This window comes from Cryobacterium sp. W22_MBD10_FK3, from assembly GCF_052113745.1.
Taxonomy (GTDB): domain Bacteria; phylum Actinomycetota; class Actinomycetes; order Actinomycetales; family Microbacteriaceae; genus Cryobacterium.
In genome coordinates, this window is record NZ_JBGQOH010000004.1 from 211,301 (window position 1) to 237,444 (window position 26,144).

Genomic DNA, 26,144 nt, shown 5'->3' on the forward strand with positions numbered 1-26,144 from the left:
TGGCCCGGATTCGCTAGTGCGAGAGCGCCCCGGACTAGCAAAAACGGGCCAGCCATGGGCCGGAGGGGGTCAGCGGCGGCGGTCGTCGGCGCTGGGGCGGCGCATCTGCGCGCGGATCAGGTCGAAGTCGTGCCGGCTGATCTCGAGCAGGCCGCGGCGCAGCTTGAGCCCCCAGTCGCGGTCGTCGCGGGTGAGGTCGAGCACCTTGAGCAGCGGCCGGATCGACGCGGGCTCGGCATCCGGGTCGTACTGCACCCGCCGCCGCCAGGGCCGGTACTCGCTGCCGGAGTCGCCCACCTGCACCACCACGTTGTCGCTGACGTAGCCGATCGCGGTGAACTGGCGCAGCCGCTCGCCCTCGAATTCGGTCTTGGGCGAGTAGTAGACCAGCCCGTCGGACTCGTTCATGCCCTCGAGCATCTCGCGGGCCGCGAAGTTCATCTGGGCCAGGCCCATGGCAACGCTCCGCAGCACATACTCCTGCTGCACCACCCCGAGCCAGTACCGAATCGCCACGTACTAGTTGTACTGCATCGCCCCGACAGCACAGACTGAAGGCATGCGCGTACTGCTGAAAGAGATCCTCGACTGCACCCCTGATGCCGCCTGGCGGGCCCTGGCCAGCCCCGCGGTGTTCCGCGAGGTGAGCAGCCCGCTGATGAGCGTCGAGTCCCTGGAGACCGACGGTTTCCCCACCCAGTGGTCGCCCGGCGAGCACCCCGTGACCATGAGCGGGCTGGGCCTGGTGCCGCTGGGCCAACAGATGATCCGGCTCGAGATGCGCACCACGAAGACCGGTGTGCGCATCGTGCACGACACCGGCAACGGCGTCACCGGGGCGATGAAGGCCGTCACACACTGGGACCACCGCATGGCCATCGCGCCCGACCCGGCCGGCACCGGCAAGACCCTCTACCGCGACCAGCTGATCTTCTCCGCCGGGCCCGCCACCCTCGCGGTGTGGCCGGGCCTCTGGGCGTTCTGGCAACTGCGGATGCTGCGGCTGAAGGCCCTGGCGCCCACCTGGCAGTACGACCTGGGCGCCGACGACCCCGCCTTCGTGGCCGCTGGCGCGGCCGACGGCCCGGACGGGGGCGACGGGTTAGCCTGAGCACATGAGCACAAGCATCGGTGCCCTGCAGATCGCCGACTGGCGCCGCCGCGTGTTCGGGCTCTACGGCGGGGTGCGCCAGCTGAGCGCACGCAACCCGTCCGCGGGCCACGAGCTGTGGCGCTCCGGGCGCGACGAACTCTTCGCCGGGCATCCGGCCTCGCCGTTGCTGCCGGATGACCGGGCCGCATTCACCGGCCTCACCGTCGCCGCGTACGACCCCGACTGGCGCTTCGAGGTGGAGGTGCACCGCACCGAGGAGCCGCTGCGCATCAAGGTGGAGACCGGCACCGACGGCGTCGTGCCGTTCGACCTGGTGGGCACCGTGCGGCTGCCCTACATCGGTTCGCTCGACGTCTGGCGACTCGCCAGCTACGGTGGCGGCCTGTTCCTGCCCCTCAAAGACACCCTGGCCGGCAAGTCCGGCGGCACCTACGGCGGCGGTCGCTACCTGCTGGACACCATCAAGGGCGCCGACCTCGGCCCCGGCGCGGGCGACGACAGCCTGATCCTGGACTTCAACTTCGCCTACAACCCGTCGTGCGCGTACGACCCCATGTGGGCCTGCCCGCTGCCGCAGGCCGGCAATATCGTCACCGTCGAGGTGCCCGTCGGCGAGCTGTACACGGCCAAAGACTAGAGTCGCAGGTCCCGGCCGCCGCTCGTTCAGGCCGCATTTCGGCTGCGCGCTTGACAGCATCCGCTAGAGTAGACCTACTTGTGAGTTCGTTGTTGCGCTCACTGCGTCGTAGAACGCCCTCTTCTTATCGATGGCCGCCTTGCCGAGTACGACTCGAACAAGACCCGCAGCCCGCTCGATTTCCGAATGAAACCTTCTTACGGCGAACGGATGTGCCCATCGGCACCTTCGCCATGTGAATCCTCCTTGCTCCGGCCGTCGCTCAAGCGATACCGGTTCGAGCGAGGCACTGATGCCCGAAAGGCACCACTTTGTCTGAAACTTCCTTTGGCGCGCTTGGCGTGCCCGCTCCCCTCGTTGCCGTGCTCACCTCGCAGGGCATCGACAGCCCGTTCCCGATCCAGGTCGACACCCTGCCCGACACCCTCAAGGGCCGCGACGTCCTGGGCCGCGGTAAGACCGGCTCGGGCAAGACCCTCGCGTTCTCCATCCCGATGGTGTCCCGCCTCGGCGGCAAACTCGCCGGCGGCAAGCGCCGCCCGGGCCGCCCGCTCGGCCTGATCCTCGCGCCGACCCGCGAGCTGGCCACCCAGATCACCGCAGCGCTCACCCCGCTCGCCGAGGCCTACGGCCTGAACACCACCACCATCTTCGGTGGCGTCTCGCAGAACCGTCAGGTCGCCGCGCTCAAGTCCGGCGTCGACATCGTCGTGGCCTGCCCCGGTCGCCTCGAGGACCTGATGAAGCAGGGCTTCGTCAACCTCGACTCCGTTGAGATCACCGTGCTCGACGAGGCCGACCACATGGCCGACCTGGGCTTCCTTCCCGTCGTCACCCGCATCCTGGACAAGACCCCGTCCAGCGGCCAGCGTCTGCTGTTCTCCGCCACGCTCGACAACGGCGTGGACAAGATCGTGCGCCGGTTCCTGCACAACGAGGTTCTGCACTCGGTCGACGAGGCCACCAGCCACGTCTCCGCCATGACCCACCACGTGTTCGAGGTCGACTCCGCCGAATCGAAGAAGGAGCTCATCGAGAAGCTCGCTTCGGGCAGCGGCCGTCGCATCCTCTTCATGCGCACCAAGCACCACGCCAAGAAGCTGGCCAAGGCGCTGACGGATGCGGGCATCCCCTCCGTCGACCTGCACGGCAACCTCTCGCAGGTGGCGCGTGACCGCAACCTCGCCGCGTTCAGCGCCGGCGACGTGAAGGTGCTCGTCGCCACCGACGTGGCCGCCCGTGGCGTGCACGTCGACGACATCGAGCTCGTCATCCACGTGGACCCGCCCGCAGAGCACAAGGCGTACCTGCACCGCTCGGGCCGCACCGCCCGGGCCGGCAGCGCCGGTGACGTCGTCACCATCGTGCTGCCCGCGCAGAAGCGCGACACCGACCAGCTGCTGCGGAAGGCCGCCATCACGGTGACCCCGCAGCGTGTGAACGCCGGCTCCCCCGCCGTGATCGCCCTCACCGGCGACGTGGCCGCATACGTGAAGCCGGTGCCGCGCGTCGAGCAGCCGCACGGCCAGTCGCAGGGCGGCCGCTCGCAGGGCGCCAACGCCCAGCGCAAGCGCGTCAACCGTGACGACCGCGACAACGGCGGCCGCGGCTCGCGCGACTCCGGTGGCCGGGGTGGCCGCAGCGGCGACGCCGTTGCCGCCGGCGGCGCCCGTCGCGAGCGCACCGAACGCCCCGCCTCCGGTGGACGCGGCAACGCGCCCCGCACCTCGGGCTCAGGCACCGGCGGCTCCGGTCGCTCCGGCGGCCTGCAGGTCGGCGGACTCGTCCGCGGCTCCGGCTCCACCGGTGGCGGCGCCCGCCGCTCGGCTCCGCGCCGCGCGCAGGGCTAGTCAGCCCGGCAGCATCCACTTTGCACGACCCGAACGGGCCGGCTCCTTCGGGGGCCGGCCCGTTCGTCGTTGGTGGGTCGGGGTGGGGTCGGGACGTGACGCCGTGTGCGCGGGTGCCGGCGCCGAACACGCGGGACGCACGGCGGCTTTGCGCGCGGCACAAAGCCGATGTGCGGGGCAGGCGCCGGAATGCGGGTGGCACGCCATGCGCATAGCGGCGCGTACCCCGCAGATCTCCGAACTCGGGTCCCTCGATCCTACGAGGTGAGCCGATATGCGGGTCAGGCGCCGTTGCGCGGGGCAGGCGCCACTGTCGGCTCGGGGCACTGCCGGCGGGTGGTCCGGGAGGGTCCGCAGCCGGGGTTAGGGTCGATGTATGAACACCACTGCTGTTGTTCGGCCCGTCACCGAAACGGATGCCGACAGCCTCGGCCGCGTCCACGCGGCTTGCTGGCACGAAACCTACGACCACCTCCTCAGCAAGGCCGCGCTCGCGCAGCTGCACCCCGAACGCTTCGCCGCCATGTGGCGCCGGTTCACCTCCCAGGGCCCGGACTTCCGTCAGGTGGTCGCCGAGGTCGACGGCGAGATCGTCGGCTTCGCCGGCAGCGGCCCCGGCCGCGACGAAGGCAAGCCCACGCCGCACCAGCTGTACTTCATCTACCTGCTCGACGCGTACCACGGCACCGGCATCGGCCAGCAGCTCTTCGACGCCGTCGTCGATGTCGGCCCCACCTACCTCTGGGTCGCCGCCGACAACCCCCGCGCGCACCGTTTCTACACCCGCAACGGCTACCGGCCCGACGGCGTGGAGAAGAACGAGGAAATCCTCGGCGAGCCCGTGCACGAGGTGCGCCTGGTGCGCGAGTAGCAGCCGTTCACGAGAACAAGCCAGCCCCATCCCGCCCGCCGGGATGGGGCTTTTCTCTCGGCTCCACACCCGGCGCGGGCCCATAAACTGGGCGGATGCCTACGATCCCCGTTGTCCTCGACGTCGACACCGGCGTCGATGACGCCCTCGCCATCCTGTTCGCGATCGCCCACCCCGGCATCGAGGTGCTCGGCATCGGCTGCGTCGCCGGCAATGCCTCGCTCGAGCGGGTGGTGGAGAACACCCTGCGGATTCTCGACGTCGCCGGCGCCCCCGACATCCCCGTCGCCGCCGGCGCCAGGCGTCCGCTGATCTCCCCGGCCCGCAGCGCGTCGCACGTGCACGGAGAGGGTGGCCTCGGCACCGTGCACGTGCCGCCCGGCGACCGCAGGCCGGAGCCCGTGAACGCCGTCGAACTGATGCGCCGGCTGATCACCGACAGCCCGCGCCCGGTCACCCTCGTGGCGCTCGCACCGCAGACCAACCTGGCCCTGCTGTTGCGCCAGTACCCCGACCTGGCCGAGAACATCGAGCGGATCGTCTTCATGGGCGGCTCGGCCAGCGTGGGCAACGCCACCGCCGTGGCCGAGTTCAACGTGTGGCACGACCCCGAGGCGGCGGCGATCGTGCTGGATGCCGGCATCCCGACCTTCATGTACGGGCTGGATGTCTTCAATCAGGTGCAGGTGGAGCGCGAGGTGGCGACGGCGTTGGAGACCGGAGACTCGGCCTACGGCCGGGTGGTGGGGGCCCTGCTGGCGAACCGGGTGGCGCGTAGCGAGAACAGCGCGACCGAATACACCGGGCTGATTGGCGACGCCGGCGCTCTCTGCGCCCTCGTGGATCCGGAGGCCCTGACCACGCGGTTGCTGCCCGTGCGGGTGGAATTGACCGGCTACGGCCGCGGCCAGACCCTCGTGGATCAGCGCCGCCGGGTGGGCGAAGACATCCTGCACGGCACCGCGGGCAGCTGGGAGGTCGTGGAGGTGGCCCTGGACGTGGACGCGCCCCGCTTCGCCAGGTTGTTCCTGGACACCCTGGGCCTCTCGGCGACCCCGGGCTGAGTCATCCCGGCTCAGTCAGCGCAGGGCACCGACCGAGGCCAGTGCCATGCGCAGCAGGCCGCCACGGCCGCCTTCCATCTCGGCCGAGACGGCGTCGGTGGCTGCTTCCTCCGGGGTCATCCAGGTGAGCTCGAGGGCATCCTGGCGGGGGTCGCAGGTGCCGGTGACGGGCACGACGTAGGCCAGCGAGACGGCGTGCTGGCGGTCATCCGTGAACGCGGTGATGCCGGGCATCGGGAAGTACTCGGCCACCGAATACGGCACCGGGCTCGGCGGCAGCTGCGGGAACGCCATCGGGCCGAGGTCCTTCTCGAGGTGGCGGAACAGTGCGTCGCGGATGGTTTCGCCGTAGAGCACCCGGCCGGAGACCAGGGTGCGGGTCATTTTGCCCTCGGGAGTGGCACGCAACAGCACACCCACCTCCACGACCTGGCCCAGTCCGTCCACCCGCACGGGCACCGCCTCCACGTACAGCAGCGGCAGCCGCTGGCGGATCTCGGCGAGCTCGACGTCGGTCAGCCAGCCGGGGTTCGAGTTGGGTGGCGGCGCGTCATCCCCGCCAGGCGTCCAGTCCGGATCGGGGTCAGGGGTGCGCACGCTCATAGTTCATTCTCACTCACCCGGGCGATGGATGCACCACCGGGCCCCGCGAGTCCGCGCCCGGGCGTGGAAGGATTGACGGAGTCGGCACTCCCCACGCGCCGGCCTGAGCGTGAGGACTAACAATGCCTGACAGCATCCGCCCCGAGCCGATCGACCCGGCTGCCGTGCTCTGGTCGGCCGCCGAACCCGACCGGGTGGACCGCCCGCTGCTGCTGGTGCTGCACGGCTACGGGTCGCGCGAGGGCGACCTGTTCTCGCTGGCCCCGCACCTGCCGCTGGAGCCGGCCATCGCGGCGCTGCGCGCACCGTTGTCCGCCGGCCAGGGCTGGTCCTGGTTCCCGATCGGCGTGCCGGGCGACCCCGTCGGCGACGCTCTGGACGCGGCAGCGCTGGGCATCATCGAGTGGCTCGACGCCCTGCCGGAGCAGCCCACGTCGATCGGCCTGCTCGGCTTCTCGCAGGGCGGCGCCATGACGATGCAGCTGATGCGGCACGCGCCGGAACGGTTCGCCTTCGCGGTGCAGTTGTCGGGCTTCATCGCCAGCGGCACGCATCCGGGCGACACCCGCCTCGCCGAGCTCAAGCCGCCGGTGTTCTGGGGCCGCGGCACGCTCGACCCGGTGATCCCCGAGGCGGCGGTCGCCCGCACCCAGGCCTGGCTGCCCGCGCATTCCACGCTCACCGAGCGCATCTACGAGGGCATGGGCCACTCGATCTCACAACGTGAACTCGGCGAGATCGTCACGTTCCTGCGCGAGCAGTACGCAGTGCCGGCGGTACCGGCGAGCTAGGAGCGCTTGCGGGCAGCCGCCTGCTCGTTCTGGGCGGCGAAGCGCTCGGCGTGCGCCTTCTTGCGGGCCTTCTCGGCGTCGCGGTCTTTCACGCGGATCTGCTCTTCGCGCACCTCGAACTGGGTGGCGCGCTCGGTGACGAGCCAGGCCGGAGGCTGCTGCAGCAGCGCGAGGATCTCAGCGCTGGTGAGCGGCTCGGTCACTTCGCCGCGGGCCAGGCCCGAGATCGAGACGCCGAGCTTGGCGGCGACGACCTGCTTGGGGTGCGGCCCATTGGCGCGCAGCCCGGTGAGCCACTCCGGCGGGTTCGCCTCGAGGGCGGCCAGCTCGGTGCGGGACACCGGGGTGGACTGGAATTCCTCGGGTGCTGCTTCGAGCAGAATCCCGAGCTTCTGGGCAGCCGTGGCCGGCTTCATGGTCTGGGGCTTCTTCTCGCTCATTGTTCCAGCGTATAGCCTGAGAGCACTAAGGTTTGGGTGCCGTGCGCCCGAACGCCGCCAAAACGGCCCACGGCGGCACAGCGCAGCCCCAGCGCTGCCGCCACCCACACACTGATATTGCACAACGAAAGGATGCCGGTGACCTTTTCCATTGCCTTCGTCGCCGGGGTCACCCCCACCAAGTGGACCCGCATCTGGGCCGATCGGCGGCCCGAGGTCGAGCTGACCGTCTTCCGCACCGACCTCGCCGAGCAGGAGGCCGTGCTGCGCGACGGCCGCGCCGACGTGAGTCTGGTGCGCCTGCCGATCGATGTCGAGGGCCTGAGCCTGATCAACCTGTACAACGAGATCCCGGTGGTGCTCGTGGCCAAGGACCACTTCCTGGCCGACGCCGACAGCGTGGTCGTGGCCGACCTCGTCGATGAGCACCTGCTGCAGAACCCTGATGACGTGCCGGAGTGGCGCGATGCGGCCGTGGAGGTGCGAGACGGCAGCCGCCGCCCGCTGCCGCCGATGCGCGACATGGACGAGACCATGGAGCTTGTCGCCGCCGGCGTGGGTATCGTCATCCTGCCGCACTCGGTGGCGCGCCTGCACAGCCGGAAGGATGTCGTGTCCAAGCCCGTTGAGGACACCGCCGAGAGCCGGATCGCCCTGGCCTGGCGCACCGTGGACACCACCCCCGACGTGGAGGAGTTCATCGGCATCGTGCGCGGCCGCACCCGGGACAGCTCACGCACCAACGCTGTCGCTGCCGGGGATGAGCCCGTGAAGAAGGAAAAGAAGACCGCGAAGGCCAAGGCCGCCGCCAAGGCCGTGCGCGCCGCCGCCGCCTTGGCCAAACCGGCCACTCCGCGGAAGACCCAGAGCGCCGGCCGCACCCGCAACTCCCCGAGCCCGCAGGCCGGAAAGCGCCGCGGCGGCCGCTGACCCGACGCGCGGAATCAGGCGGGTGCCACCGGCTGCCGCACCACTGTCTTGAGCTTCTCCGGCGCGGTCCGGCGCGGGTCGCCGACATACACCTCGTGGTGCCGACCACGTTCGCGAAGCCTCGCCGCGGGCAACACCACGCCGTGCAGCCGGGCCAACACCGGCGCCTCGTCGTCGTACGAGCCCACGTGCAGCACCTGCGCGCAGAGCCCCTCGTCGAGCCGCTCGATGCGCACCAGGTCGAGGCCGGGCAGCGCCTTCTTCTTGGCCTGGGCCTTGGCGCGCGCCGCCGAGACGGCGTCGTGGATCTGCGCGTCGTCCACCCAGTCGGGTTGGCTGATCAGCATGGTCCAGCTCCACGCGGCCTTGTTCCTGGCGCTGAACACCGATGCGTCCTCGGCGTACCAGAGTCCCTCCAGCGGACCCACCACCAGGTCGCGCCCGCCGGCATTCTTGCTCGCGAACTTCACCGTGTACGCCACCGAGTAGAGCGCCTCGACGGCATCGACATAGGCCTGCGACGTATTCGGGTCGCCAGAGCCGTCCACCGCGAGGAACCGTTGCGGCGGCACCACCAGCGTCTCCCAGTCCCGGTTCTTCGGGGCATACAGCGCACGCAGCTCGCGCTTCACGTCATACGGCGACGTCGCCACCGACGCGGTCACTCCTGCAGGATCGAGATGATGTTGCCGGCCGGGTCGACGAACCAGCCGCCGGCGGGCATGCCCTCGCCGCGCACGATCCCCCGCTCGTCATGCTCGAAGAAGTCGTAGCGCAGGAGCTGAACACCCCGTTCCGCCAGCGCGTCCACGGACTTCTCGATGTCGGCCACCGAGAGGTTGAGGATGGTGAACACCGCGGGTTCGTGGTCGTCCTTGGGGTAAACCAACACCACGGCGCCCCCGGGCAGGGTGATCTCCAGCATGCCCATGGCGTTGTCGGCCACGGCGAGCCCGAGCACGTCGCGGTAAAAACTGCGGGCGGCATCAAGGTCGGGCACCGCGAATCCGCTGAATCCGCGCACGTAGGTCAGTTGCGTTGTTGTCACCAGGATCGACTCCCTCTGCTCGGTGTTTCGGAACTGCTCGGTGGTTCGCAACTGCTCGGTGGTTCGGAACTGCTCCGTGGTTCGGAAACGGCGATCGGCCGGGTCAGCGCGAACTGATCGACGCGAACTTACGGATGCACAATGGCACAAACACCACCAGCAGCACAACGACCCCGATGAGAACCGTCAGCACCGGATTCTGCAGCGTCCAGACATCCGGCACCGGTGCACTGCCCTCGTTGCCGAACAGCTCGCGGGCGGCCTGCACGAGCGCCGACACCGGGTTGAGTTCGGCGAAGATGCGCAACGGGTCTGGCAGGGTCTCGATCGGCACGAACGCGTTGGAGATGAAGGTGATCGGGAACAGGATGATGAACGACGCGTTGTTGATCACCTCGGGGGAACGCACGCTCATGCCCAGCAGCGCCATCACCCAGCTGAACGCGTAGCTGAACAGCAGCAGCAGGCCGAGGCCGGCGAAGAACTCACCCATCGACGAGTTCACCCGCCAGCCCACCAGGAACCCGGTGGCCATCATGATGACCATCGAAATCGTGTTGAGCACCAGGTCACCGTTGGTGCGGCCGACCAGCACCGCCGAGGAGCTCATCGGCAGGCTGCGGAACCTGTCGATGATGCCGTCTTTCAGGTCCTGGGCCATGGCCGAGCCGGAGAAGGTGGAGCCGAACACCACGGTCTGGGCGAAGATGCCGGCCATGAGGAACTGCACGTAGTCGGTGCCCTGCACGGCGATGGCGCCGCCGTAGACCTGGCTGAACAGCAGCACGAACATGATCGGCTGGATGACGGCGAAGACCAGCATGTCCGGGGTGCGCTTGATCTTGATGAGGTTGCGCTTGGTGGTCGTCCAGCCGTCGGAGGACCACGTCGACAGCGGGTTCCAGGTGGGCGCCGGGGCGGGCCTGGTGGCGGTGGCGGTCATTTCACCTTCTCCATTTTCTCGTCTTCGTTCTCACCGGCGGCCATGTCGGCCTTGTGCCCGGTGAGTTTGAGGAACACGTCATCGAGGGTGGGCCGGCGCATGCCGGCGTCGTGGAGTTCGATGCCGGCGGAGCGCAGGTCGGCGAGCACGTGCTGCAGTGCCGGCGGGCCGTCGGTGACGGCCACGTCGACGCCGCGACCGTCGCTGGACACCTGCGGTTCGCCCGCGCCGTACCGGGCCAGCACCTCGCGGGCGGCTGCGGCGTCGGCCGAATCGACCAGGGCGATCACCACCCGGTGGCCGCCGATCTGCGCTTTCAGCTCGTCGGAGGTGCCCTCGGCGATGACCTTGCCGTCGTCGATGACCGCGATGCTGTCGGCCAGCTGGTCGGCCTCCTCGAGGTACTGGGTGGTGAGCAGCACCGTGGTGCCGTTCTCGACCAGCCGGTTGATCACGCCCCACAGCGCCATCCGGCTGCGCGGGTCGAGGCCGGTGGTCGGTTCGTCGAGGAAGAGGATCTTGGGATTGAACACCAGGGCCCCGGCCAGGTCGATGCGCCGCCGCATGCCGCCGGAGAAACCCTTCACCGGCCGGTTGCCTGCCGCGGTGAGTTCGAACAGGTCGATCAGCTCCTGGGCCCGCTGCCGTGAGGCGGCGCCGCCCAGGTGGTACAGCCTGCCGACCATCTCGAGGTTCTCGAACCCGGTGAGGTTCTCGTCGACGGCCGCGTACTGGCCGGACACGCCAATGATGCTGCGCACGGCCTTCGGGTCGTCGAGCACGTTGATGCCGTCCACGATCGCGGTGCCGCGATCGGGCCGGATGAGGGTGGTAAGGATCTTGACCACCGTGGTCTTGCCTGCACCGTTGGGCCCGAGGATCGCCTTGACGGTGCCGCGCGGCACGGTCAGGTCGAGTCCGGCGAGCGCGTGCACAGGTCCGGTCTTGGATTTGTAGGTCTTGGTGAGCCCCGTAGCTTCGATAATTGTCATTGCCATGCCCCTGCCGAATCGGATGGGTATGCTTGTATGTGTACGTTGTACACATGTGAGCTTTTATCGTAACGAAACGGATGCGATATGACAACGGGTCTGGGCGATTCTCCGGCACGAACTTCGTACCGGCACGGCGACCTGCGCCGGGCCCTCATCGAGGCCGGTGTCGACCTGGCCAGGGAGGGCGGACCGGGCGCCGTCGTTCTGCGGGAGGCCACCCGGCGCGCCGGGGTGACCCCCTCCGCTGCCTACAGGCATTTCGCCGACCGGCAGGCCCTGTTGGATGCCGTGTGTTCGCGCTGCCAGGCACTGGTGGCGCGGGCGATCGAGGCCGACCAGGCGGGCATCCGCTCCGGCGACGCGGCCGAGCACGCCCGGCTGCGCTTTCGCGCCGTCGGCACCGGCTACCTGCGCTTCGCCCTCGAGGAGCCGGGTCAGTTCCAAACCGCGTTCTCGGCGTCGTCCGACCTGGAGAGCGCCACCAGCTCCGACCGCGCCGGCGACAGCGGCCTGACCCCCTTCCAGCTGCTCACCGTCGCGCTCGACGACATTGTGGCGGCGGGCCTCCTGCCCGCGGAGCGCCGGCCGGCGGCCGAGTTCCTGGCCTGGTCGGCCGTGCACGGTCTGGCCGAACTGTTCATCGACGGGCCGCTGCGGGCCCTGCCAGACCCGGTGAAGCAGGCCCTGATCACCCGGGTGATCGACATGGTGGAGCAGGGACTGTAGCCGCGGCTAGGGAATGACCGGCGAACGGAGCGCCCACTCCGAGGTGACCTCACCATTGCGGCCCCAGATCACCGTGACGTCGCCGAGCATGGGGCTCGTTTCCTCCGGCACAGACACGGTCGACGCCATTCCCGTCGGAAGGTCAGTGCTCTCCCAGTACAGGCGCAGCCCGATCGAGGGGAAGGCGGACTCGAGGGCGCAGGTGGAGAGGTAACGGCCGCCCTCCGGCACGGCCACGAGGCAGGTCAGGCCGCCGGTCGCCCTGGCCGCATAGTACGGTGACGGCCCCACCGGATTCGCGTCGTCCAGCCAGCCGGCCGAGCCGAGATACCTGAAGGAGTCCGGCTCGAAGACGGCGGATACCGCCACCGCCGGGATGTCCTCCGGGCGTTGGGCCTGCGCGAACAGCACCGCCGGGTTGCCCGGCGCTTCGGCGGTGGCGCTGGCGGACGGCGTCGGCTCGGCCGCGTCAAGGCCGGAGAGGGTGAGCCGGTTGCCCAGCACCCCGCCGAGGACGGCGGCCGCGATCAGGGCCGCGACGAGGATCAGGGTCGGCACGTGTCGGCGACGTGCGGGCCGGGCCGCTGCGATCCCGTGGGCATCCCCCGCATCCGCGGCGGCGGCGGCAGCGACGGCGGGGTCGACGGCGGTCCCGACGCCTGTGAAACCGGGCGGCGGGGCCGGGGCGGGCCGGGCCGCCGTGCGGTGCTCGAGGTGTGCGCGCGCGGCCGCGATCGCCACCGTGATCGCGGCTCGTTCGGTCGTGATCTCCACCTCCAGCTCCCGCATGACCTGGGCCACGGAGTGGTCGCCGGCGGCATCGCCGTCCGCCGCGAAGACCCGGCGTTGCAGCTCACGCAGACGCTGGATCGGCGACCGGCTCCCGCTCGGAGCCGGCTCCTCCGGGTGCCACTCCCACCAGAGCGCGTCGAGCAGGCGCCACCGCCCGGTGTGGGCGGCGGCCACGGCGGCCTGGAAACCCGGATCTCGCAGCGCAAGGTCGTACGGGTCGTCGTTCACAGTCTCGTCCAATGGAACCCCCCGGCATTGTCGGTACAGCCTGACACAACCCGGTGCCGCGGAGCCCCCAGAACCGGCGCATCCCGGCGAGGATTCAGGGGATGAGCGCCCGGCCAGACCCCCTGGTCTCGATGGAGGAATCGGGCAACCACGCCACCGTGATGTCCATGACCATCGTCGTGCGGCCGTCCTCTTCCACCGGCAGGAGGTCGGTGCTCTGCCAGGACAGGCGCAGGCCGTCGCGCGGAAAATCCGCTTCGAGCGTGCAGGTGCTCAGATAGCCCGCTCCCTCGGGGATCACGACGAGGCAGACCATGTTCGACGCTCCCCTGGCCGCGTAGTAGGGCGAGTCGGTCACCCCGTTGGCGTCGGAGTCCCGCCAACCGGCCGAGCCCAGGTACCTGAACGAAGTCGGGTCGTAGGCGGCGGGCAGCGGTGTTCGCGGGATGTCCTGCCCGGTCTGGCCCCGGGCGAACACCTGGGCGGCCAGCACCGGCACCTCGGCCGGCCGGCCGCTGCTCGCAGCCGGAGTGGGCGCAGGCGCGCCGGCACGATTCGCGGCCGTCACCTGGCTTCCGGCGACGGCGCCGAGCAGCAACGCCCCGACCAGCCCGGCACCCAGCAGCAGTCGTCGGCCCTGGCGTGAGCGCGGGGGTCGGTGAGATGGCGTAGCACCGTCGTCGACCGACGGTGCGGCCGAGCCGTTCTCCGGAGCCTCGTCAGGGCCGTCCGGCCCGTCGGCGCGGACCTCCGGCAGCTCGGGCCCCCGCTCCGGCGACGTGGCGGACTGCGACGCTGCGGACTGCGCGGCTGCGGACTGCGCGGAGACAGGCCGTGGCTCTCCGGCCGCCGCCACCGCGGCGAGCGCCGAGCCGATGCCCGCCCGCTCCGCTGCGATCTCGGTTTCCAGCTCCCGGATGACCCCGGCCACGGCGCTGTCGCCGGCCGCGTCGCCATCCGCCGCAAACACCCGGCGCTGCATGGCGCTCAACCGGGCCGCGGGCGACGGGCTGCCGCTCGGCGCGGCCTCCCCGGGATGTGACCACCACCAGAGCGCATCGAGCACCGGCCAGCGGCCCCGGTATGCGGCGGTCACGGCACGCAGAAAGTCCGGGTCGTGCAGGGCGCGTTCGTAGGGGTCTTCGTCACGCCGCGCCTCTGCCACGGGACTCCCCTCATTCGGTGCGCACATCCTGCCACCATCTGCACCCGACCCGGCGGCGCCGGCCCGGCATTGGCCGCGCCCCCGGCCGGTGGCAGGATGCCCGCATGACGGCGACCGACATCCACCGCGACACGTGGGGCGGGCCGCGGCAGGCCCGCTGGCAGCGGGCGGTGGACTGGCCGCTGACCATCGCGGCCATCGTCTTCCTGGTCGCCTATTCGGTCACGGTGATCGCCGACGTCGACGTGGGCACCGCCGGGATTCTGCGGGTGCTGATCCTGGTCAGCTGGGCGGTCTTCCCGGTGAGCTACATCGTGGAGATCATCCTCGCCCGGCGCCCGTGGCAGTGGGCTCTGCACCATCCGGTGAACCTGGTCTTCGTGCTGCTGCCGCTGCTCCGGCCGCTGCGCCTGCTGCGGGTCGTCGCACACAGCAACGTCTTCCAGCATTCCGCCGGCACGGCCTTTCGAGCCAGGGTACTGGTTTACCTCGCCGGCGCCGCCATCCTGGTCACCTACATCGCCGCCCTCGCGGTGCTCGAAGCCGAGCGGGGCACGCCGGGCGCCAACATCACCTCCTTCGGCGACTCGCTCTGGTGGGCGGCGGTGACCATCACCACCGTGGGCTACGGCGATTTCACCCCGGTCAGCCTGCGCGGGCGCTTCATCGCCACCGCCCTGATGCTCGGCGGGGTGGCGGTGCTGGGTGTGCTCACGGCCACGCTGTCGTCCTGGATCGTGCAACGGGTATCCGAGCTCGAGGAGCGCCGCGAGTAGCCCGGCGGGCGCTCCAGTCTCGAATAGGGCCTGCGAGGCGGGAATGATACACTCTCTGAATACCCTTAACGAACCGCTGTGCCATTTTCAGTCGCGTGTTGTATCCAGTGACCTGCCCTGGGTATGTCGAATCGGCTGTCTCAGCACCGCGGAGGAGCACGACCGGCGCCCCGCGCCGTCGTCCGGGTGATACGTCAACCACGCTCAACGAATTATGAGGCTGCATCAGATGATTTTCGAAGTCGGCGAGACCGTCGTCTATCCCCACCACGGCGCGGCAACCATCACCGCGGTCGAGACCCGCACGATCAAGGGTGTCGAGAAGCGTTACATCACGCTCACCGTGCACCAGAGTGACCTGGCCATCAACCTGCCCATCGACAACGCCGAGCTCGTGGGCGTTCGCGACGTCATCGACGCCGCCGGTGTCGAGGCCGTCTTCGACGTGCTTCGCAGCGATGTCGAAGAAGAGCCCAGCAACTGGTCGCGTCGTTACAAGGCCAACACCGAGAAGATGGGCAGCGGCAGCGTCTACCGCGTCAGCGAGGTCGTTCGCGACCTGTGGCGCCGCGACCGCATCTCCGGCGTCTCCGCCGGTGAGAAGCGCATGCTCATCAAGGCCCGCCAGGTTCTCGTCTCCGAGCTCGCGCTCGCGCAGAAGTCCACCGAAGAAGAGGCCTTCGTCACCCTCGACGACGTGCTGAACGCCAGCGTCGCCGAAGTCGCCTAGTCCACCACCCTTCACGCGTCGCCGGATGAGCAGCCTGCAAGATGCCGTCCGGCGACGCGTTTGTGTGTCCGGGGTGCTGGTGGCGCTGGCCCTGTCCGGTTGCGCGGCCGGGCCGCCCGCATCCGCCCCGGTGCCGCCGCCGGGCGGCGGTGGCCTCGACTACCAGCTCGGCGGCGCCTACGATCCGCCCGCCGGGGTGGACATCGTGGTGCGCGACAGCACCGATGAGCCCGCCGCCGGCGTCTACTCGGTGTGTTACCTGAACGGGTTCCAGACCCAGCCGGCCGACTCCGAGCGGATGCTCACGGACTCCCCCGAGCTGATCCTCACCGCCAACGGCGGGCCGGTGCGCGACGAGAACTGGCCGGACGAGCTTCTGTTCGATACCGGCAGCGCGGGCAAGCGCACCGCCCTGGCCGCGCTGCTGCTCCCCCAGGTGACGGCCTGCGCGACGGCCGGCTTCGACGCCGTGGAGATCGACAACCTCGACTCGTTCACCCGGTCGGCCGGTCTGCTCACGGCCGCGGACAACGTGGCGTTTGCCCGCATCCTGGTCACCGGCGCGCACGACGCGGGCCTCGCGATCGGCCAGAAGAACGCCGCCGAGTTGGCCGGCCCGCTCTCCGAGCTGTTCGACTTCGCGGTGGCCGAGGAGTGCGACCGCTGGCAGGAGTGCGGGCTGTACACGGCGGCCTACGGCGACCGGGTGCTGGCGATCGAGTACGCCGACGACCTGCGCGAGGACTTCGCCGCGGCCTGCGCGGTTCCCGACCGGCCGCGGTCGATGATCCTGCGCGACCGCGACCTGGCCGTGTCGGGAGCGGCCGACTACGTCTACGAGCACTGCTGAGCGGGGCTGTTTTCGGGGAGCGACCAAACCATCCGGGTGAGGGCGGCGAACCAGTGTCGTGAGGCGATCCGGCCTCCGGTCAACCACCAGGAGCTCCCCATGCGTTTCATCCCCACCAAGGTTCACGCGGTTCTCGACTACGTCGTTGCGATCGCCCTGATCTTCGCCCCCACCATCTTCATGTTCGAAGAGGTCGGCGGGGCCGCCGTGATCGTCCCCCGCGTCCTCGGCGTCGGCCTGATCCTCTACAGCCTGTTCACCCGCTACGAGCTGGGCCTGGTCAAGGTCATCGGCATGCCGGTGCACCTCATCTTCGACGTCCTGGCGTCGGTCTTCCTGATCGCGTCGCCGTTCCTGTTCGGCTTTGCCGACGAGGCGCCGAACGCCTGGGTGCCGCACATCGTCGTCGGTGTCGCCGTGATCCTCGTTGTGCTGTGCTCGAAGAGCCAGCCCGGCGCCGGCGTCACCGGCAGCACCGCGCCCAAGGCGCACGCGGGCACCGCCGCCTGATCCGGCTCGCGCAGACTGCGGCAGGCGTCCCCGGCACTGGGGGCGCCTGCCGTCTTGTGTGCGGCAGTCTCTCTGCCCGGGTGGGCCGCGGCGAGTTGCGCCATAGTGCCCCTTTGGCGCACCCGATGGGGCGATATGGCGCGACTCAACGAAAGGCCCGGAGCGAGTTGCGGCAACGTCCCTCTTCGGAACCTCCCAAGGGGGACTTTGGCGCTGCTCGCCGGCGTGGCCGGCCGGCGGACCGGGCGGGCCGGGCTGGCGCGCCGAGCAGCGAGCCGGGCTACCGGGCCGGGCGCAGCATCCGCCAGAGCACGGCGCGCTCGGTGACGCCCCACAGCGCGCTCACCGTGAGGTAGATCGCCGCGGCCAGCGGCACGAACGCCGCGAAGACCACGCTGATCAGCGGCAGCCAGCTGAGCACCCCGGTCATGGTCGCCTGCGCCGCGGGCGAGAGCGCGCCGGGAGCCGTCGGCGGGACTGCCGCCGTGCCCGGGGCCGCCGGGGCCGCGGCGGATGCGGTGCCCTGGGCGAGCATCAACCGCCGGCTGAGCAGTTGGGCCGTCAGCAGCACGACAAGCAGCACGCCACCGACCACGAGCGCCGCCGGAGTAGGACCGGCGCCCCAACCCGCCAGGATGCTGGTGCCCAGCGGGCTGCCGAACAGGCCGCCGGCGAGCAGGGCATTGTCGTGGCCGTTGATGGTGCCCAGCACGAAAAGGCCGTAGACGATCGAGAGGATCGGCGCCTGCACGAGCAGCGGCAGGCATCCGGCCAGCGGCGACGCGTTCTCGGCGGCGTAGAGCGCGGCCGTTTCGCGTTGCAGTCGCTCCGGGTTGCCGCCGTGCAGCCGGCGCAGCTCGGTCAGGCGCGGGGCGAGGCGTTGGCGCACCTGTTGGGCGCGCGCCTGCGACACCCCCACCGGGATGAGCACCAGCCGCAGGGCGAGGGTGAGCACGATCACGGCGAGGGCGGCCGCGTTCGCCGCGTTGAGCGGGATGAGAAACAGGGTGAGGTTGTGCAGAACGGCGTAGGCCGCGTCGAGCACGGCCGCGATGGGGCCGAAGGCATAGATGTCCATGGGAGACTCCCGGTCGGAATACGGAAAATGGGAACCGTATGGTCGCGACAGGGCTGCGGGCACCCGGCGGGTGCGCTCGCGGAGAAAGGCTCCCTAGGCGACCGGGAGGACGCGGCCTGGGGCGCGCGGCTGGGGCTTGCCCGGCGCATCCGGAACGCTCTGGCCGACCTGGGAGGCCAGCTCGGGGTAGGGCCGGGCCACTGGGGTGGGGGCGCCGGTGAGCAGCATGACCAGGATGGCGAGCACCTGCTGGGCCGCGCCGGTGACGGCCACTGCCGAGGCGGCCAGGGTGAACAGGGCCGCCAGGGCGAGAACCTCGCCGAAGCCGCGGCCGCCGAGGATCAGCGCGCCGAGACCGAATCCGGTGCCCAGGCTCAGGCCGAGCGCCACCGACAGGCGGGCGGTCGGTGACGCCGGGGAGCCCAGCGGCGGCATCAGCGTGCGAGTGCGCATCCGGGTCTCCTTTCGTCGGTCGGTTCGGCCAGCCTAGCCGGACTCCGCCCGGCCACGCAGTGCCCCGAGCGGGTCAGAGCGCCCGCATCGAGTTGTTGCGTTTCTCGTGCGTGAGCTCGACCAGGCCGAGGTACTCCAGAAGCGGCGGCAGATACATGCCGAACCGGCCGCGATAGCCCTTGCGCAAGCCGTACCAGCCACCGACGGGGTTGTCCTCTGCGCGTCCCCAGGCTTCGACGCTGCCTGCCGGGGCCGGTTTCTGCTCGTCGGTGGCGCCGAGCGGCACCCAGTCGCCCTGCTCCACCAGCCAGGCGTGCAGGTCGTCGACGGCCCTGGCCCGGTACTTCAGCGTGGTGGAGCCGACCTGGCAGACGAGTTCGTCGCCGTCACGGTACATCGAGTAGGTCGAGGTGCCAGGGGCGGTGGTGAGCTGCCAGGGGGTGGACTTCGTGCCGTCGCTCATGGGATCAGCCTAGGCAGTCGGTGTGTACAACGCTATGGACGGCGGCCGCCCGCCGGGTACGCTGAGCGCACTCGAATCACCTGGACGGAGCGCTTGATGGCCAAGAAGACACCCCGTGCGACACCGCGGATGAAGAAGTCACTGTACGAGGAGGAACTGCGCCGGCTGCAGGCCGACCTCGTCACCATGCAGGAGTGGGTGCGCGAGTCCGGCGCCCGGATCGTGGTGATCTTCGAGGGCCGCGACGCCGCAGGCAAGGGCTCGGCGATCAAGCGGGTCACCGAATACCTCAACCCGCGCATCGCCCGGGTGGTGGCCCTTCCCGTGCCCACCGAGCGCGAGCGCGGCCAGTGGTACTTCCAGCGCTACATCAAGAACCTGCCGACCGCGGGCGAGATCGTGTTGATGGACCGCTCCTGGTACAACCGGGCGGGGGTCGAGAAGGTGATGGGCTATTGCACACCCGACGAATACCGGCGTTTTCTGCACCAGGCGCCGCTGTTCGAACGGATGCTGGTGGAGGACGGCATCCTGCTGATCAAGTACTGGTTCTCCGTCTCCGATACGGAGCAGGAGGCACGGTTCAGGTCACGGCAACAGGACCCGATGCGGCGCTGGAAACTCTCGGAGACCGATGTGCTCTCGATCACGAAATGGGTGGACTACTCCAAGGCCAAGGACGAGATGTTCGTGCACACCGACATCGCCGAGGCCCCCTGGTGGGTGGTGGAGAGCGAGGACAAGCGCGCCGCTCGCCTCAACATGATCAGCCATTTCCTCTCGCTCGTGCCCTACGAGCACCTGGAGCCGCCGGTCGTGCACATCCCACACCGGCCGCCGGCGTCGGACTACGAGCGACCGCCGCGGGAACTCAACCGGCCGGTGCCCGACCACGCGGCTCGCATCACCGAACTGGCCGCGACCAAAGCGAAGGGGAAGGGGAGCACCCAGCACTGACCACGCCGCGCGGGACCGACTAGCTGGCGGTCTCGGCCATTCTGGCGGCCGTGCGCAATCGGGACTTGGCCCCGTGCTCGATCAACACCGGAATGTAATCGCGGAGCGGTTTGTCGTCGAGCAGGTGGCGTTCCTCCGAGACCACTTCCTCGATAAGAGACCGGGGGCGGTCGGGGAACTTCTCCGCGAGCCGGTCGATGACATGGGAGACCGCCTGGTCTTCATGGTCTTGACGTTCTTCAGTGTCCACGGCTTCAGTCTGCGACCGCTCGCGCGCCGGGTCAACTTCGCTTGTCTGGGCGGTCGAGGAACACTGCACGAATGTTCATCCGGAGCAACAATCCGACCAGTAGTTCGAAGGTTGACAGTTCGAGATCTAACGGTTAGCCTTCTAATCATGAACGCACCAGACCGAGACCGCACCTCCAGCCTCGAACTCTTCCGCTGGATCGGTTGGGCTCAGATGAAGGCCGGCGAAGACTGGATCCGGGAACGTGAACTCAGCCACGCGCAGAGTTTCGTGCTCGGCTACCTGGTGCAAAACCCCGGTGCGATCCAGCGTGACATCGCCGAGGTGAGCCGCACGAGTGCGGCGAGTGTGTCGAGCCTCCTGCAGGGGCTCGAACGCCGCGGCCTCATCGAACGACGCTCGGAGGGCGGCGACGAGCGGAGAAAACGCGTCTACGCGACGCCGTCCGGCAGCGACCTGATCGCCGGATTCGACACCGCGATGACCGACGCCGGCGAGACCATTCTCGGCCCGCTCGACCAGGCGGAGCGAGGTACCCTGCACGCCCTGCTGATGAAGATCACCAGAGAACTGCCGCAACCGACCCGGTCGTAGCCGGCACGGTCGTAGCCGGCACGGTCGAACCCGGCCTCGCCCTCACCACGTGCCTGGCGGCCCCGCCGCCCGCATTCTCCCGCGCGCCGATTGCCTTCGGCGCGCGCGGACCTGCTTCGTGACACCCCGCGTCCACCGGCGCGCCATCGGCGCGCCATCGGCGCGCCATCGGCGCGCCCGACATCCTCCCCCCATTTCCGCATCGGCAGCCGTCGACGCGCGCTCGAACCTGCCCAGAAGGAAACCACCATGAACCCTGCACCCCACCCCGAAAGCGCGGAACGGGCCGACGCTGTCGGCACCAACCGCTGGTACCTCTCGTCCGCCCCGATCGTGCGTGCCCTCGTGCACCTCTGTGTGCCGATGGCCGCCGCCATGATCGTCGGCGCCCTCTACAACCTCATCAACGCCGGCGTCATCGGCTCGCTGCACGACACCGCGCTGCTGGCGGCGATCACCCTGGGCTCGCCGATCCTCGGCCTGGTCATGGGCATCGGCAATGTCTTCGGGGTCGGCGGCGGCGCCATGATCTCGCGCCTGCTCGGGGCGGCTGAGCACGACCCCGCCCAGGCCGCCGACATCAAACGGGTCTCCTCGTTCGCGCTCTGGGGATCCCTGATCGCCGGAGCGGTGATCGGTGGCATCGGACTGCTCCTGCTGGATCCGCTCGTGTCGTTGCTCGGAGCGGATGCCGCCGCCGTGCCTCCGACAACAGCCTTCGTCGGGGTCATGCTCGCCTTCGTACCCGTTCTGGCCGCTGCGGTCTGCCTCGAGCAGATCGTGCGGGCGGAGGGCGCCGCGCGCCAGGTGATGATCGGGCTGATTGCATCCGTCGTTGCCAACCTGGTCTTCGACGTGCTGTTCATTCTCGTGCTGCACTGGGGCGTCGCCGGAGCAGCGCTGTCGATGGGCCTGGCCAACGTGGGGGTGGTCGTCTACTTCGTTCTCTGGCTGACCCGCAACAGCGAGCACGTGAGCCTTGCCCCGCGCTGGTTCACTCTCGCTCCGAGCGTGCTGAAGCCGGTCCTCGGGGTCGGCGTCGGCACCCTGCTGCAGTCCGCGTTCCTGATCGTCACGTCACTGGTGCTCAACAACCTCGCGGCCGCATACGGCGATGGTCCGCTCGCGGCGATGGGGGTCGCGGTGCGCATCGCGCAGGTACCCGAGTTCCTCGTGATGGGCGTGACGATCGGTGTACTGCCCCTGCTCGCCTACTCCTACGGCAAGGGCGACAAGAACCGGCTCGGCTCGGCGCTGCGCGCATCCTTCGTCACCGTCGGCGGTATCGCGCTGGTCTTCTCCGGCGCGGTTTTCGCCTTCCGCGAGCAGGTGTTCTCCGCCTTCGTCGCCGACCCCGCCGTGCTCACGCTCGGCGTCGCCATTCTCACCGCGCAGCTGGTGGCCATGATCGCGAACGGGTTCACCGGACTCATCACGTCGCTGTTCCAGGCCACAGGGCGGGCAGCGGCTGCGACCGTGATGTCGGTGACCCAGGGCGTGCTGTTCATCCCGATCGTGCTGCTGGGCAACCTCTGGTTCGGGTTACCCGGCATCATCTGGGCACTGACGGTGACCGAGGCCACCGTGCTCATCGTGGGTCTGGTGCTCTGGTTCGCCTCCCGGTCCGCGATCGACCTGGGCCTGGCCGAAGGAAGCCCGGAGCGCGCCGCAGCGGCTCTCGAACAGGTGGAAGCCTGAGCCCTACGCTGTGCCGCGGGGCGTCGTGCCGAGCATCAGCTCGAGCGCGGCGTCGAAGACCCCGCTCATGTCGACCGTCCTGTCGTGCAGCCACTGCAGCTGCAGGCCGTCGCTGAGCGCCGTCGCGGCCCGCGCCACCACGATCGGGTCGAGATCGGCGCGCACCGAGCCCGCGCGCTGCCGTTCGCGAACACTCGCGGCCAGGGTGTCGACGAGCAAGGCGTAGCGCTCCCGCACGTACTCGTGCGCCGGATGCTCCGGCGCCTCGGCATCGACCACCAGCCTGGAGTACAACTGCACGAGCCCTGGCACGGTGCCATTGTGCTCGATGGTGCGGCTGAGCGTGCCCAGCAGGTCGGTCTCGATCCCGCCGAAGCTGGCCCGGTCGTGGGTGTCGCGTTCGCGCACCACCTCGGCCATGAGCTCCTCCCGGGAGTCGAAGTAGTGCAGCACGCCGGCCTTGGTGAGGCCAACGGCATCCGCGATCTCTTGCAGGGAGGAGTTGCGGTAGCCGTGCTCGGCCACCACGGCGAGGGCCGCGTCGAGGATCTCGCGGCGTTTGGCCGCGCCTTTGGCATACCGTCGGGTCGGGGCATCAAGGCTCATGCCGTCACCCTACAGGCGCCCCCATCAGGCCAAAACCTACTGGCGGTCGGTTTCGGTTGCTAGGCTGTGGCCACACCCGCCACTGCCGGCGGCATCGTGAGCGGGCATAGCGGCTCGCTGAAGGAAGGACTCGTTCATGCCGTTCACCTCAGAGGCCGACACCGCCAGACTCAGCGCGCTGATCGACCAGCTCACCCTTCAGGAAAAGGTGCAGCTGCTCACCGGCCGCGACTTCTGGACCACCTGGCCGATCGAGAAGATCGGCCTGCGCCGCCTGCTCGTCTCCGACGGCCCCAGCGGTGTGCGCGGCGAGGTCTGGGACGAACGCTCCCCCTCGCTGAACCTGCCGTCCGGTACCGCCCTGGCGTCCACGTGGGACGGCGAGATGGCCGCCAGGTATGGCGCGATGTCGGCCGTCGAGGCCCGCCGCAAGGGGGTGGACGTGGTGCTCGGCCCGACCATCAACCTGCACCGCTCCCCGCTCGGCGGCCGGCACTTCGAGGCCTTCAGCGAGGACCCGCAGCTCACCGCCGAGATGGCCGCCGCCTACGTGGCCGGCGTGCAGGACAACGGCGTCGGTGCCACCCCGAAGCACTACATCGCCAACGACTACGAGACCGAGCGTTTCACCGCCAGCACCGAGGTGAGCGACCGGGCCCTGCGCGAGCTCTACCTGCTCGCGTTCGAGAAGGCCGTCACCGAGTCGCACGCCTGGCTCGTGATGAGCTCGTACAACTCGATCAACGGCGTCACCGCCACCGAGAACGAGCTGCTCGAAACCCCGCTGAACTCCGAGTGGGGTTTCGACGGGGTCGTGGTCAGCGACTGGACCGGCGTGCGCAGCACCGACGCCGCCCGCGCCTCGCAGGACCTCGAAATGCCCGGCCCCGACGGCTTCTGGGGCGCTGCCCTGGTGGCAGCGGTCGAAGCCGGCGAGGTGGACGTGGCCGACATCGACCGCAAGGTGCTGCGCATCCTGCGCCTGGCCGCCCGGGTGGGCGCCCTCGAGGGCTTCGACGCCGTGCAGGCCGTGCCGGTCACCGTGGAGGACGGCATCGCCTTCGCCCGCGAGGCCGCCACGGCCGGCAGCGTGCTGCTGCGCAATGAGAACCGCTCCCTGCCGCTGGCGGCGGATGCGCTCAGCCGCGTCGCCGTGATCGGACACAATGCCCTGTACGCCCGCACCCAGGGCGGCGGCAGCGCCACGGTGCTGCCGGAGACGATCATCACGCCGGTGGACGGCATCCGTGCCGCGTTGCCCGACGCCGAGGTGACCTACTCGATCGGCGCCGTCGTGCAGGAAGGCATCGCCGAGTTGCCGCTGGCCACGATCGTGAACCCGGCCACCGGCACACCCGGCATGCTGGTGCGCTTTCTGGCCGCGGACGGGTCGGTGCTGTTCACCGAGGACCGCCTCGCCACCTCCCTCGTCTACTTCGGCGGCGACGCCCCGGTCACGACGGCAGACTCCATCGAGCTGTCGATGACCTGGACCCCGACCGACACCGGCACGGTGCCGTTCGGGTTCGCGTCCGTCGGCCCAGGCCGGATCCTGGTGGGCGGCGTTGTCGTGCACGAGGGCGAAGGGCTGTCGGCGGGCGGCGATCTCGGCGCCAACCTGATGTCGCCGCCGTCGGTGGTCACCCGCATCGACGCCGTCGCCGGTGAACCTCTGGACCTCGCCGTGGTCTTCGACCTGAGTTCCCGCGACGACACCATGGCCGGGGTCTTCGGCATCACCGTGGGCATCGAGGCAGACGACTCCGACCCCGAGGGTCTGCTCGCAGAGGCCGTCGCTGCGGCTCGCGTCGCCGATGTGGCGATCGTCGTGGTGGGCACCAACGCCCAGGTGGAGTCCGAGGGCTTCGACCGCAGCGACCTCGACCTGCCCGGCCGGCAGGACGAACTGGTGCGCGCCGTCGTCGCCGCCAACCCGCGCACCATCGTCGTGGTCAACTCAGGCTCACCGGTGCTGCTGCCGTGGCGCGGCGACGTGCAGGCCATCCTGCTCACCTACTTCGGTGGCCAGGAATACGGCAACGCCCTGGCCGACATGCTCTTCGGCCAGGCCGAGCCCGGCGGACGCCTGCCCACCACCTGGCCGAAGCAGCTCGCCGACGTGCCGGTGCTCGATGTCACCCCGGTGAACGGCGTGCTGCGTTACGACGAGGGCATCCACATCGGCTACCGGGCCTGGCTGAAGGCCGGCACCGAGCCTGCCTACGAGTTCGGCTTCGGCCTCGGCTACACCGAGTGGGAGCTGGGCGAGCCCACGATCGCGCCGACGGTTTCGGCCGGTACCGACGGATGGCTCAGCCTCAGCGTCACCAACACCGGCGACAGGGCCGGCAAGCAGGTGGTTCAGGTCTACCTCAGTCGCGCCGACAGCGCGATCGACAGGCCCGTGCGCTGGTTGGCCGGCTTCGCCGCGGTCTCTCTCGAGGCAGGCGCATCCGCCCTGCTCGAGCTGGGTCTGCCCGCCCGCGCCTTCGCCAACTGGGACGAGGGCTGGCAGTACGAGACCGGCAGCTTCGCGGTGCACGTGGGAACCTCGGTCACAAACACCCCGCGCACCGGAACGGTCAACCTGGTCGCCACCACCTAACCACTTCCCCGATCTCGGGCAAAGCATCTCGCGAGAGCGGCCGTGTGGCTGCCTCAGTGCGCTGGGGTGACCACTACCCCGCTCTCGCGAGAAATGCGGCTCGCCGGGATCTCGAGAATGAGCGTGCGCCAACTCGCAAGAGCGGCCGGGTGGCTGCCTCAGTGCGCTGAGGTGACCACATCCCCGCTCTCGCGGGATGCCGCTCGCTGGGGCGACCCGGGCAGCTCACCAGGGTGCCCTGTGGCTACTCGCGAGAATGAGCGTGCGCCAACTCGCAAGAGCGGCCGTGTGGCTGCCTCCGTGCGCTGAGGTGACCACATCCCCGCTCTCGCGGGATGCCGCTCGCTGGGGCGACCCGGGCAGCTCACCAGGGTGCC

At 69.8% G+C, this 26,144-nt stretch carries 31 protein-coding genes; 16 read left to right on the plus strand and 15 right to left on the minus strand.

The features are described 5' to 3' along the window. Nucleotides 1-69 precede the first annotated feature (69 nt). Complete coding sequence (locus ACEN2M_RS06895) at nt 70-516, minus strand: EVE domain-containing protein (protein ID WP_441647368.1); 447 nt, start codon at nt 514-516, stop codon at nt 70-72. Nucleotides 517-559: 43 nt separating this feature from the next. Between ACEN2M_RS06895 and ACEN2M_RS06900 the strand changes: the two genes are divergently transcribed. The 5 genes from ACEN2M_RS06900 (at nt 560) to ACEN2M_RS06920 (ending at nt 5,536) form a co-directional block, all read left to right on the plus strand. Continuing rightward, nucleotides 560-1,111, plus strand: coding sequence for a hypothetical protein (locus ACEN2M_RS06900; RefSeq protein ID WP_441647369.1), 552 nt, complete (start codon nt 560-562; stop codon nt 1,109-1,111). A gap of 4 nt (nt 1,112-1,115) precedes the next feature. Next, entirely contained in the window at nt 1,116-1,751 is a 636-nt protein-coding gene (locus tag ACEN2M_RS06905; protein WP_441647370.1) for a DUF1684 domain-containing protein, read from the plus strand. A gap of 311 nt (nt 1,752-2,062) precedes the next feature. Further along, nucleotides 2,063-3,601 carry a DEAD/DEAH box helicase gene (locus ACEN2M_RS06910; protein WP_441647371.1) on the plus strand — a complete coding sequence of 513 codons (1,539 nt, stop codon included), beginning with the start codon at nt 2,063-2,065 and terminating at the stop codon, nt 3,599-3,601. Nucleotides 3,602-3,977: 376 nt separating this feature from the next. After that, nucleotides 3,978-4,472 carry a GNAT family N-acetyltransferase gene (locus ACEN2M_RS06915; RefSeq protein ID WP_441647372.1) on the plus strand — a complete coding sequence of 165 codons (495 nt, stop codon included), beginning with the start codon at nt 3,978-3,980 and terminating at the stop codon, nt 4,470-4,472. Between the two features lie 95 nt (nt 4,473-4,567). Continuing rightward, nucleotides 4,568-5,536 carry a nucleoside hydrolase gene (locus ACEN2M_RS06920; RefSeq protein ID WP_441647373.1) on the plus strand — a complete coding sequence of 323 codons (969 nt, stop codon included), beginning with the start codon at nt 4,568-4,570 and terminating at the stop codon, nt 5,534-5,536. Nucleotides 5,537-5,551: 15 nt separating this feature from the next. Here the strand turns inward: ACEN2M_RS06920 and ACEN2M_RS06925 are convergent, their stop codons facing one another. Further along, nucleotides 5,552-6,139 (minus strand): NUDIX hydrolase family protein, encoded by a 588-nt coding sequence (locus ACEN2M_RS06925; RefSeq protein WP_441647374.1) that lies wholly within the window; start codon nt 6,137-6,139, stop codon nt 5,552-5,554. Nucleotides 6,140-6,261: 122 nt separating this feature from the next. On the opposite strand from ACEN2M_RS06925, the gene ACEN2M_RS06930 reads away from it, so the two are divergent. Beyond that, on the plus strand, nt 6,262-6,930 hold the full coding sequence (locus ACEN2M_RS06930; protein WP_441647375.1) for an alpha/beta hydrolase: 669 nt from the start codon (nt 6,262-6,264) through the stop codon (nt 6,928-6,930). On the opposite strand, the gene ACEN2M_RS06935 is transcribed toward ACEN2M_RS06930, so the two are convergent. Next, nucleotides 6,927-7,370 (minus strand): DUF5997 family protein, encoded by a 444-nt coding sequence (locus tag ACEN2M_RS06935; protein ID WP_441647376.1) that lies wholly within the window; start codon nt 7,368-7,370, stop codon nt 6,927-6,929. The genes ACEN2M_RS06930 and ACEN2M_RS06935 overlap by 4 nt on opposite strands. Beyond that, on the minus strand, nt 7,367-7,522 hold the full coding sequence (locus tag ACEN2M_RS06940; protein ID WP_441647377.1) for a hypothetical protein: 156 nt from the start codon (nt 7,520-7,522) through the stop codon (nt 7,367-7,369). The genes ACEN2M_RS06935 and ACEN2M_RS06940 overlap by 4 nt, the downstream gene beginning before the upstream one ends. On the opposite strand from ACEN2M_RS06940, the gene ACEN2M_RS06945 reads away from it, so the two are divergent. Next, nucleotides 7,509-8,300: a LysR family substrate-binding domain-containing protein gene (locus ACEN2M_RS06945; RefSeq protein ID WP_441647378.1), complete on the plus strand. Its 792-nt coding sequence runs from the start codon at nt 7,509-7,511 to the stop codon at nt 8,298-8,300. The genes ACEN2M_RS06940 and ACEN2M_RS06945 overlap by 14 nt on opposite strands. Before the next feature lie 14 nt (nt 8,301-8,314). Here the strand turns inward: ACEN2M_RS06945 and ACEN2M_RS06950 are convergent, their stop codons facing one another. The 4 genes from ACEN2M_RS06950 to ACEN2M_RS06965 form a co-directional block, all read right to left on the minus strand. Further along, nucleotides 8,315-8,965 carry a GyrI-like domain-containing protein gene (locus ACEN2M_RS06950; RefSeq protein ID WP_441647379.1) on the minus strand — a complete coding sequence of 217 codons (651 nt, stop codon included), beginning with the start codon at nt 8,963-8,965 and terminating at the stop codon, nt 8,315-8,317. Beyond that, nucleotides 8,962-9,348, minus strand: a complete 387-nt coding sequence (locus ACEN2M_RS06955; protein WP_441647380.1) for a VOC family protein — start codon at nt 9,346-9,348, stop codon at nt 8,962-8,964. Before ACEN2M_RS06955 ends, ACEN2M_RS06950 begins: the two co-directional genes overlap by 4 nt. Nucleotides 9,349-9,451: 103 nt before the next feature. Continuing rightward, nucleotides 9,452-10,291 carry an ABC transporter permease gene (locus ACEN2M_RS06960; protein WP_441647381.1) on the minus strand — a complete coding sequence of 280 codons (840 nt, stop codon included), beginning with the start codon at nt 10,289-10,291 and terminating at the stop codon, nt 9,452-9,454. After that, a complete protein-coding gene (locus tag ACEN2M_RS06965) occupies nt 10,288-11,283 on the minus strand; it encodes an ATP-binding cassette domain-containing protein (protein WP_441647382.1) in 996 nt (331 codons plus the stop codon). Before ACEN2M_RS06965 ends, ACEN2M_RS06960 begins: the two co-directional genes overlap by 4 nt. Before the next feature lie 87 nt (nt 11,284-11,370). On the opposite strand from ACEN2M_RS06965, the gene ACEN2M_RS06970 reads away from it, so the two are divergent. After that, nucleotides 11,371-12,012, plus strand: a complete 642-nt coding sequence (locus ACEN2M_RS06970; protein WP_441647383.1) for a TetR/AcrR family transcriptional regulator — start codon at nt 11,371-11,373, stop codon at nt 12,010-12,012. Between the two features lie 6 nt (nt 12,013-12,018). Here ACEN2M_RS06970 and ACEN2M_RS06975 read toward each other — a convergent pair whose 3' ends face one another. Both ACEN2M_RS06975 and ACEN2M_RS06980 read right to left on the minus strand, forming a co-directional pair. Then, nucleotides 12,019-13,032 carry a hypothetical protein gene (locus tag ACEN2M_RS06975; protein ID WP_441647384.1) on the minus strand — a complete coding sequence of 338 codons (1,014 nt, stop codon included), beginning with the start codon at nt 13,030-13,032 and terminating at the stop codon, nt 12,019-12,021. Between the two features lie 94 nt (nt 13,033-13,126). Further along, nucleotides 13,127-14,197 carry a hypothetical protein gene (locus tag ACEN2M_RS06980; RefSeq protein ID WP_441647385.1) on the minus strand — a complete coding sequence of 357 codons (1,071 nt, stop codon included), beginning with the start codon at nt 14,195-14,197 and terminating at the stop codon, nt 13,127-13,129. 104 nt (nt 14,198-14,301) lie between these two features. Here ACEN2M_RS06980 and ACEN2M_RS06985 point away from each other — a divergent pair, with 104 nt between their 5' ends. The 4 genes from ACEN2M_RS06985 to ACEN2M_RS07000 all read left to right on the plus strand — a co-directional run bounded on the left by ACEN2M_RS06985 (nt 14,302) and on the right by ACEN2M_RS07000 (nt 17,063). Continuing rightward, nucleotides 14,302-14,973: a potassium channel family protein gene (locus ACEN2M_RS06985; RefSeq protein WP_441647386.1), complete on the plus strand. Its 672-nt coding sequence runs from the start codon at nt 14,302-14,304 to the stop codon at nt 14,971-14,973. 229 nt (nt 14,974-15,202) lie between these two features. Further along, nucleotides 15,203-15,703 carry a CarD family transcriptional regulator gene (locus tag ACEN2M_RS06990; RefSeq protein WP_066597804.1) on the plus strand — a complete coding sequence of 167 codons (501 nt, stop codon included), beginning with the start codon at nt 15,203-15,205 and terminating at the stop codon, nt 15,701-15,703. A gap of 25 nt (nt 15,704-15,728) precedes the next feature. Further along, the gene (locus tag ACEN2M_RS06995) at nt 15,729-16,553 is read left to right on the plus strand and encodes an endo alpha-1,4 polygalactosaminidase (protein ID WP_441647387.1); all 825 of its coding nucleotides are present in this window, start codon (nt 15,729-15,731) and stop codon (nt 16,551-16,553) included. Nucleotides 16,554-16,652: 99 nt separating this feature from the next. Further along, on the plus strand, nt 16,653-17,063 hold the full coding sequence (locus ACEN2M_RS07000) for an SPW repeat domain-containing protein (protein WP_441647388.1): 411 nt from the start codon (nt 16,653-16,655) through the stop codon (nt 17,061-17,063). 280 nt (nt 17,064-17,343) lie between these two features. Here ACEN2M_RS07000 and ACEN2M_RS07005 read toward each other — a convergent pair whose 3' ends face one another. The 3 genes from ACEN2M_RS07005 to ACEN2M_RS07015 all read right to left on the minus strand — a co-directional run bounded on the left by ACEN2M_RS07005 (nt 17,344) and on the right by ACEN2M_RS07015 (nt 19,057). Beyond that, nucleotides 17,344-18,141, minus strand: coding sequence for a YidC/Oxa1 family membrane protein insertase (locus ACEN2M_RS07005; protein ID WP_441647389.1), 798 nt, complete (start codon nt 18,139-18,141; stop codon nt 17,344-17,346). A gap of 93 nt (nt 18,142-18,234) precedes the next feature. Then, nucleotides 18,235-18,594, minus strand: a complete 360-nt coding sequence (locus ACEN2M_RS07010) for a DUF6412 domain-containing protein (RefSeq protein ID WP_441647390.1) — start codon at nt 18,592-18,594, stop codon at nt 18,235-18,237. 73 nt (nt 18,595-18,667) lie between these two features. Then, nucleotides 18,668-19,057, minus strand: a complete 390-nt coding sequence (locus ACEN2M_RS07015; RefSeq protein WP_441647391.1) for a DUF6855 family protein — start codon at nt 19,055-19,057, stop codon at nt 18,668-18,670. 129 nt (nt 19,058-19,186) lie between these two features. Between ACEN2M_RS07015 and ppk2 the strand changes: the two genes are divergently transcribed. Beyond that, the gene (gene ppk2, locus ACEN2M_RS07020; protein WP_441647392.1) at nt 19,187-20,014 is read left to right on the plus strand and encodes a polyphosphate kinase 2; all 828 of its coding nucleotides are present in this window, start codon (nt 19,187-19,189) and stop codon (nt 20,012-20,014) included. 19 nt (nt 20,015-20,033) lie between these two features. On the opposite strand, the gene ACEN2M_RS07025 is transcribed toward ppk2, so the two are convergent. Next, on the minus strand, nt 20,034-20,264 hold the full coding sequence (locus tag ACEN2M_RS07025) for a three-helix bundle dimerization domain-containing protein (RefSeq protein WP_441647393.1): 231 nt from the start codon (nt 20,262-20,264) through the stop codon (nt 20,034-20,036). A 147-nt stretch (nt 20,265-20,411) separates the two neighbouring features. Between ACEN2M_RS07025 and ACEN2M_RS07030 the strand changes: the two genes are divergently transcribed. Both ACEN2M_RS07030 and ACEN2M_RS07035 read left to right on the plus strand, forming a co-directional pair. Continuing rightward, nucleotides 20,412-20,858 (plus strand): MarR family winged helix-turn-helix transcriptional regulator, encoded by a 447-nt coding sequence (locus tag ACEN2M_RS07030; RefSeq protein WP_441647394.1) that lies wholly within the window; start codon nt 20,412-20,414, stop codon nt 20,856-20,858. 249 nt (nt 20,859-21,107) lie between these two features. Beyond that, nucleotides 21,108-22,556 carry an MATE family efflux transporter gene (locus ACEN2M_RS07035; protein ID WP_441647395.1) on the plus strand — a complete coding sequence of 483 codons (1,449 nt, stop codon included), beginning with the start codon at nt 21,108-21,110 and terminating at the stop codon, nt 22,554-22,556. A 3-nt stretch (nt 22,557-22,559) separates the two neighbouring features. Here the strand turns inward: ACEN2M_RS07035 and ACEN2M_RS07040 are convergent, their stop codons facing one another. Then, complete coding sequence (locus tag ACEN2M_RS07040) at nt 22,560-23,162, minus strand: TetR/AcrR family transcriptional regulator (RefSeq protein WP_441647396.1); 603 nt, start codon at nt 23,160-23,162, stop codon at nt 22,560-22,562. A gap of 136 nt (nt 23,163-23,298) precedes the next feature. Between ACEN2M_RS07040 and ACEN2M_RS07045 the strand changes: the two genes are divergently transcribed. Then, on the plus strand, nt 23,299-25,767 hold the full coding sequence (locus ACEN2M_RS07045; protein ID WP_441647397.1) for a beta-glucosidase: 2,469 nt from the start codon (nt 23,299-23,301) through the stop codon (nt 25,765-25,767). Nucleotides 25,768-26,144 lie beyond the last annotated feature (377 nt).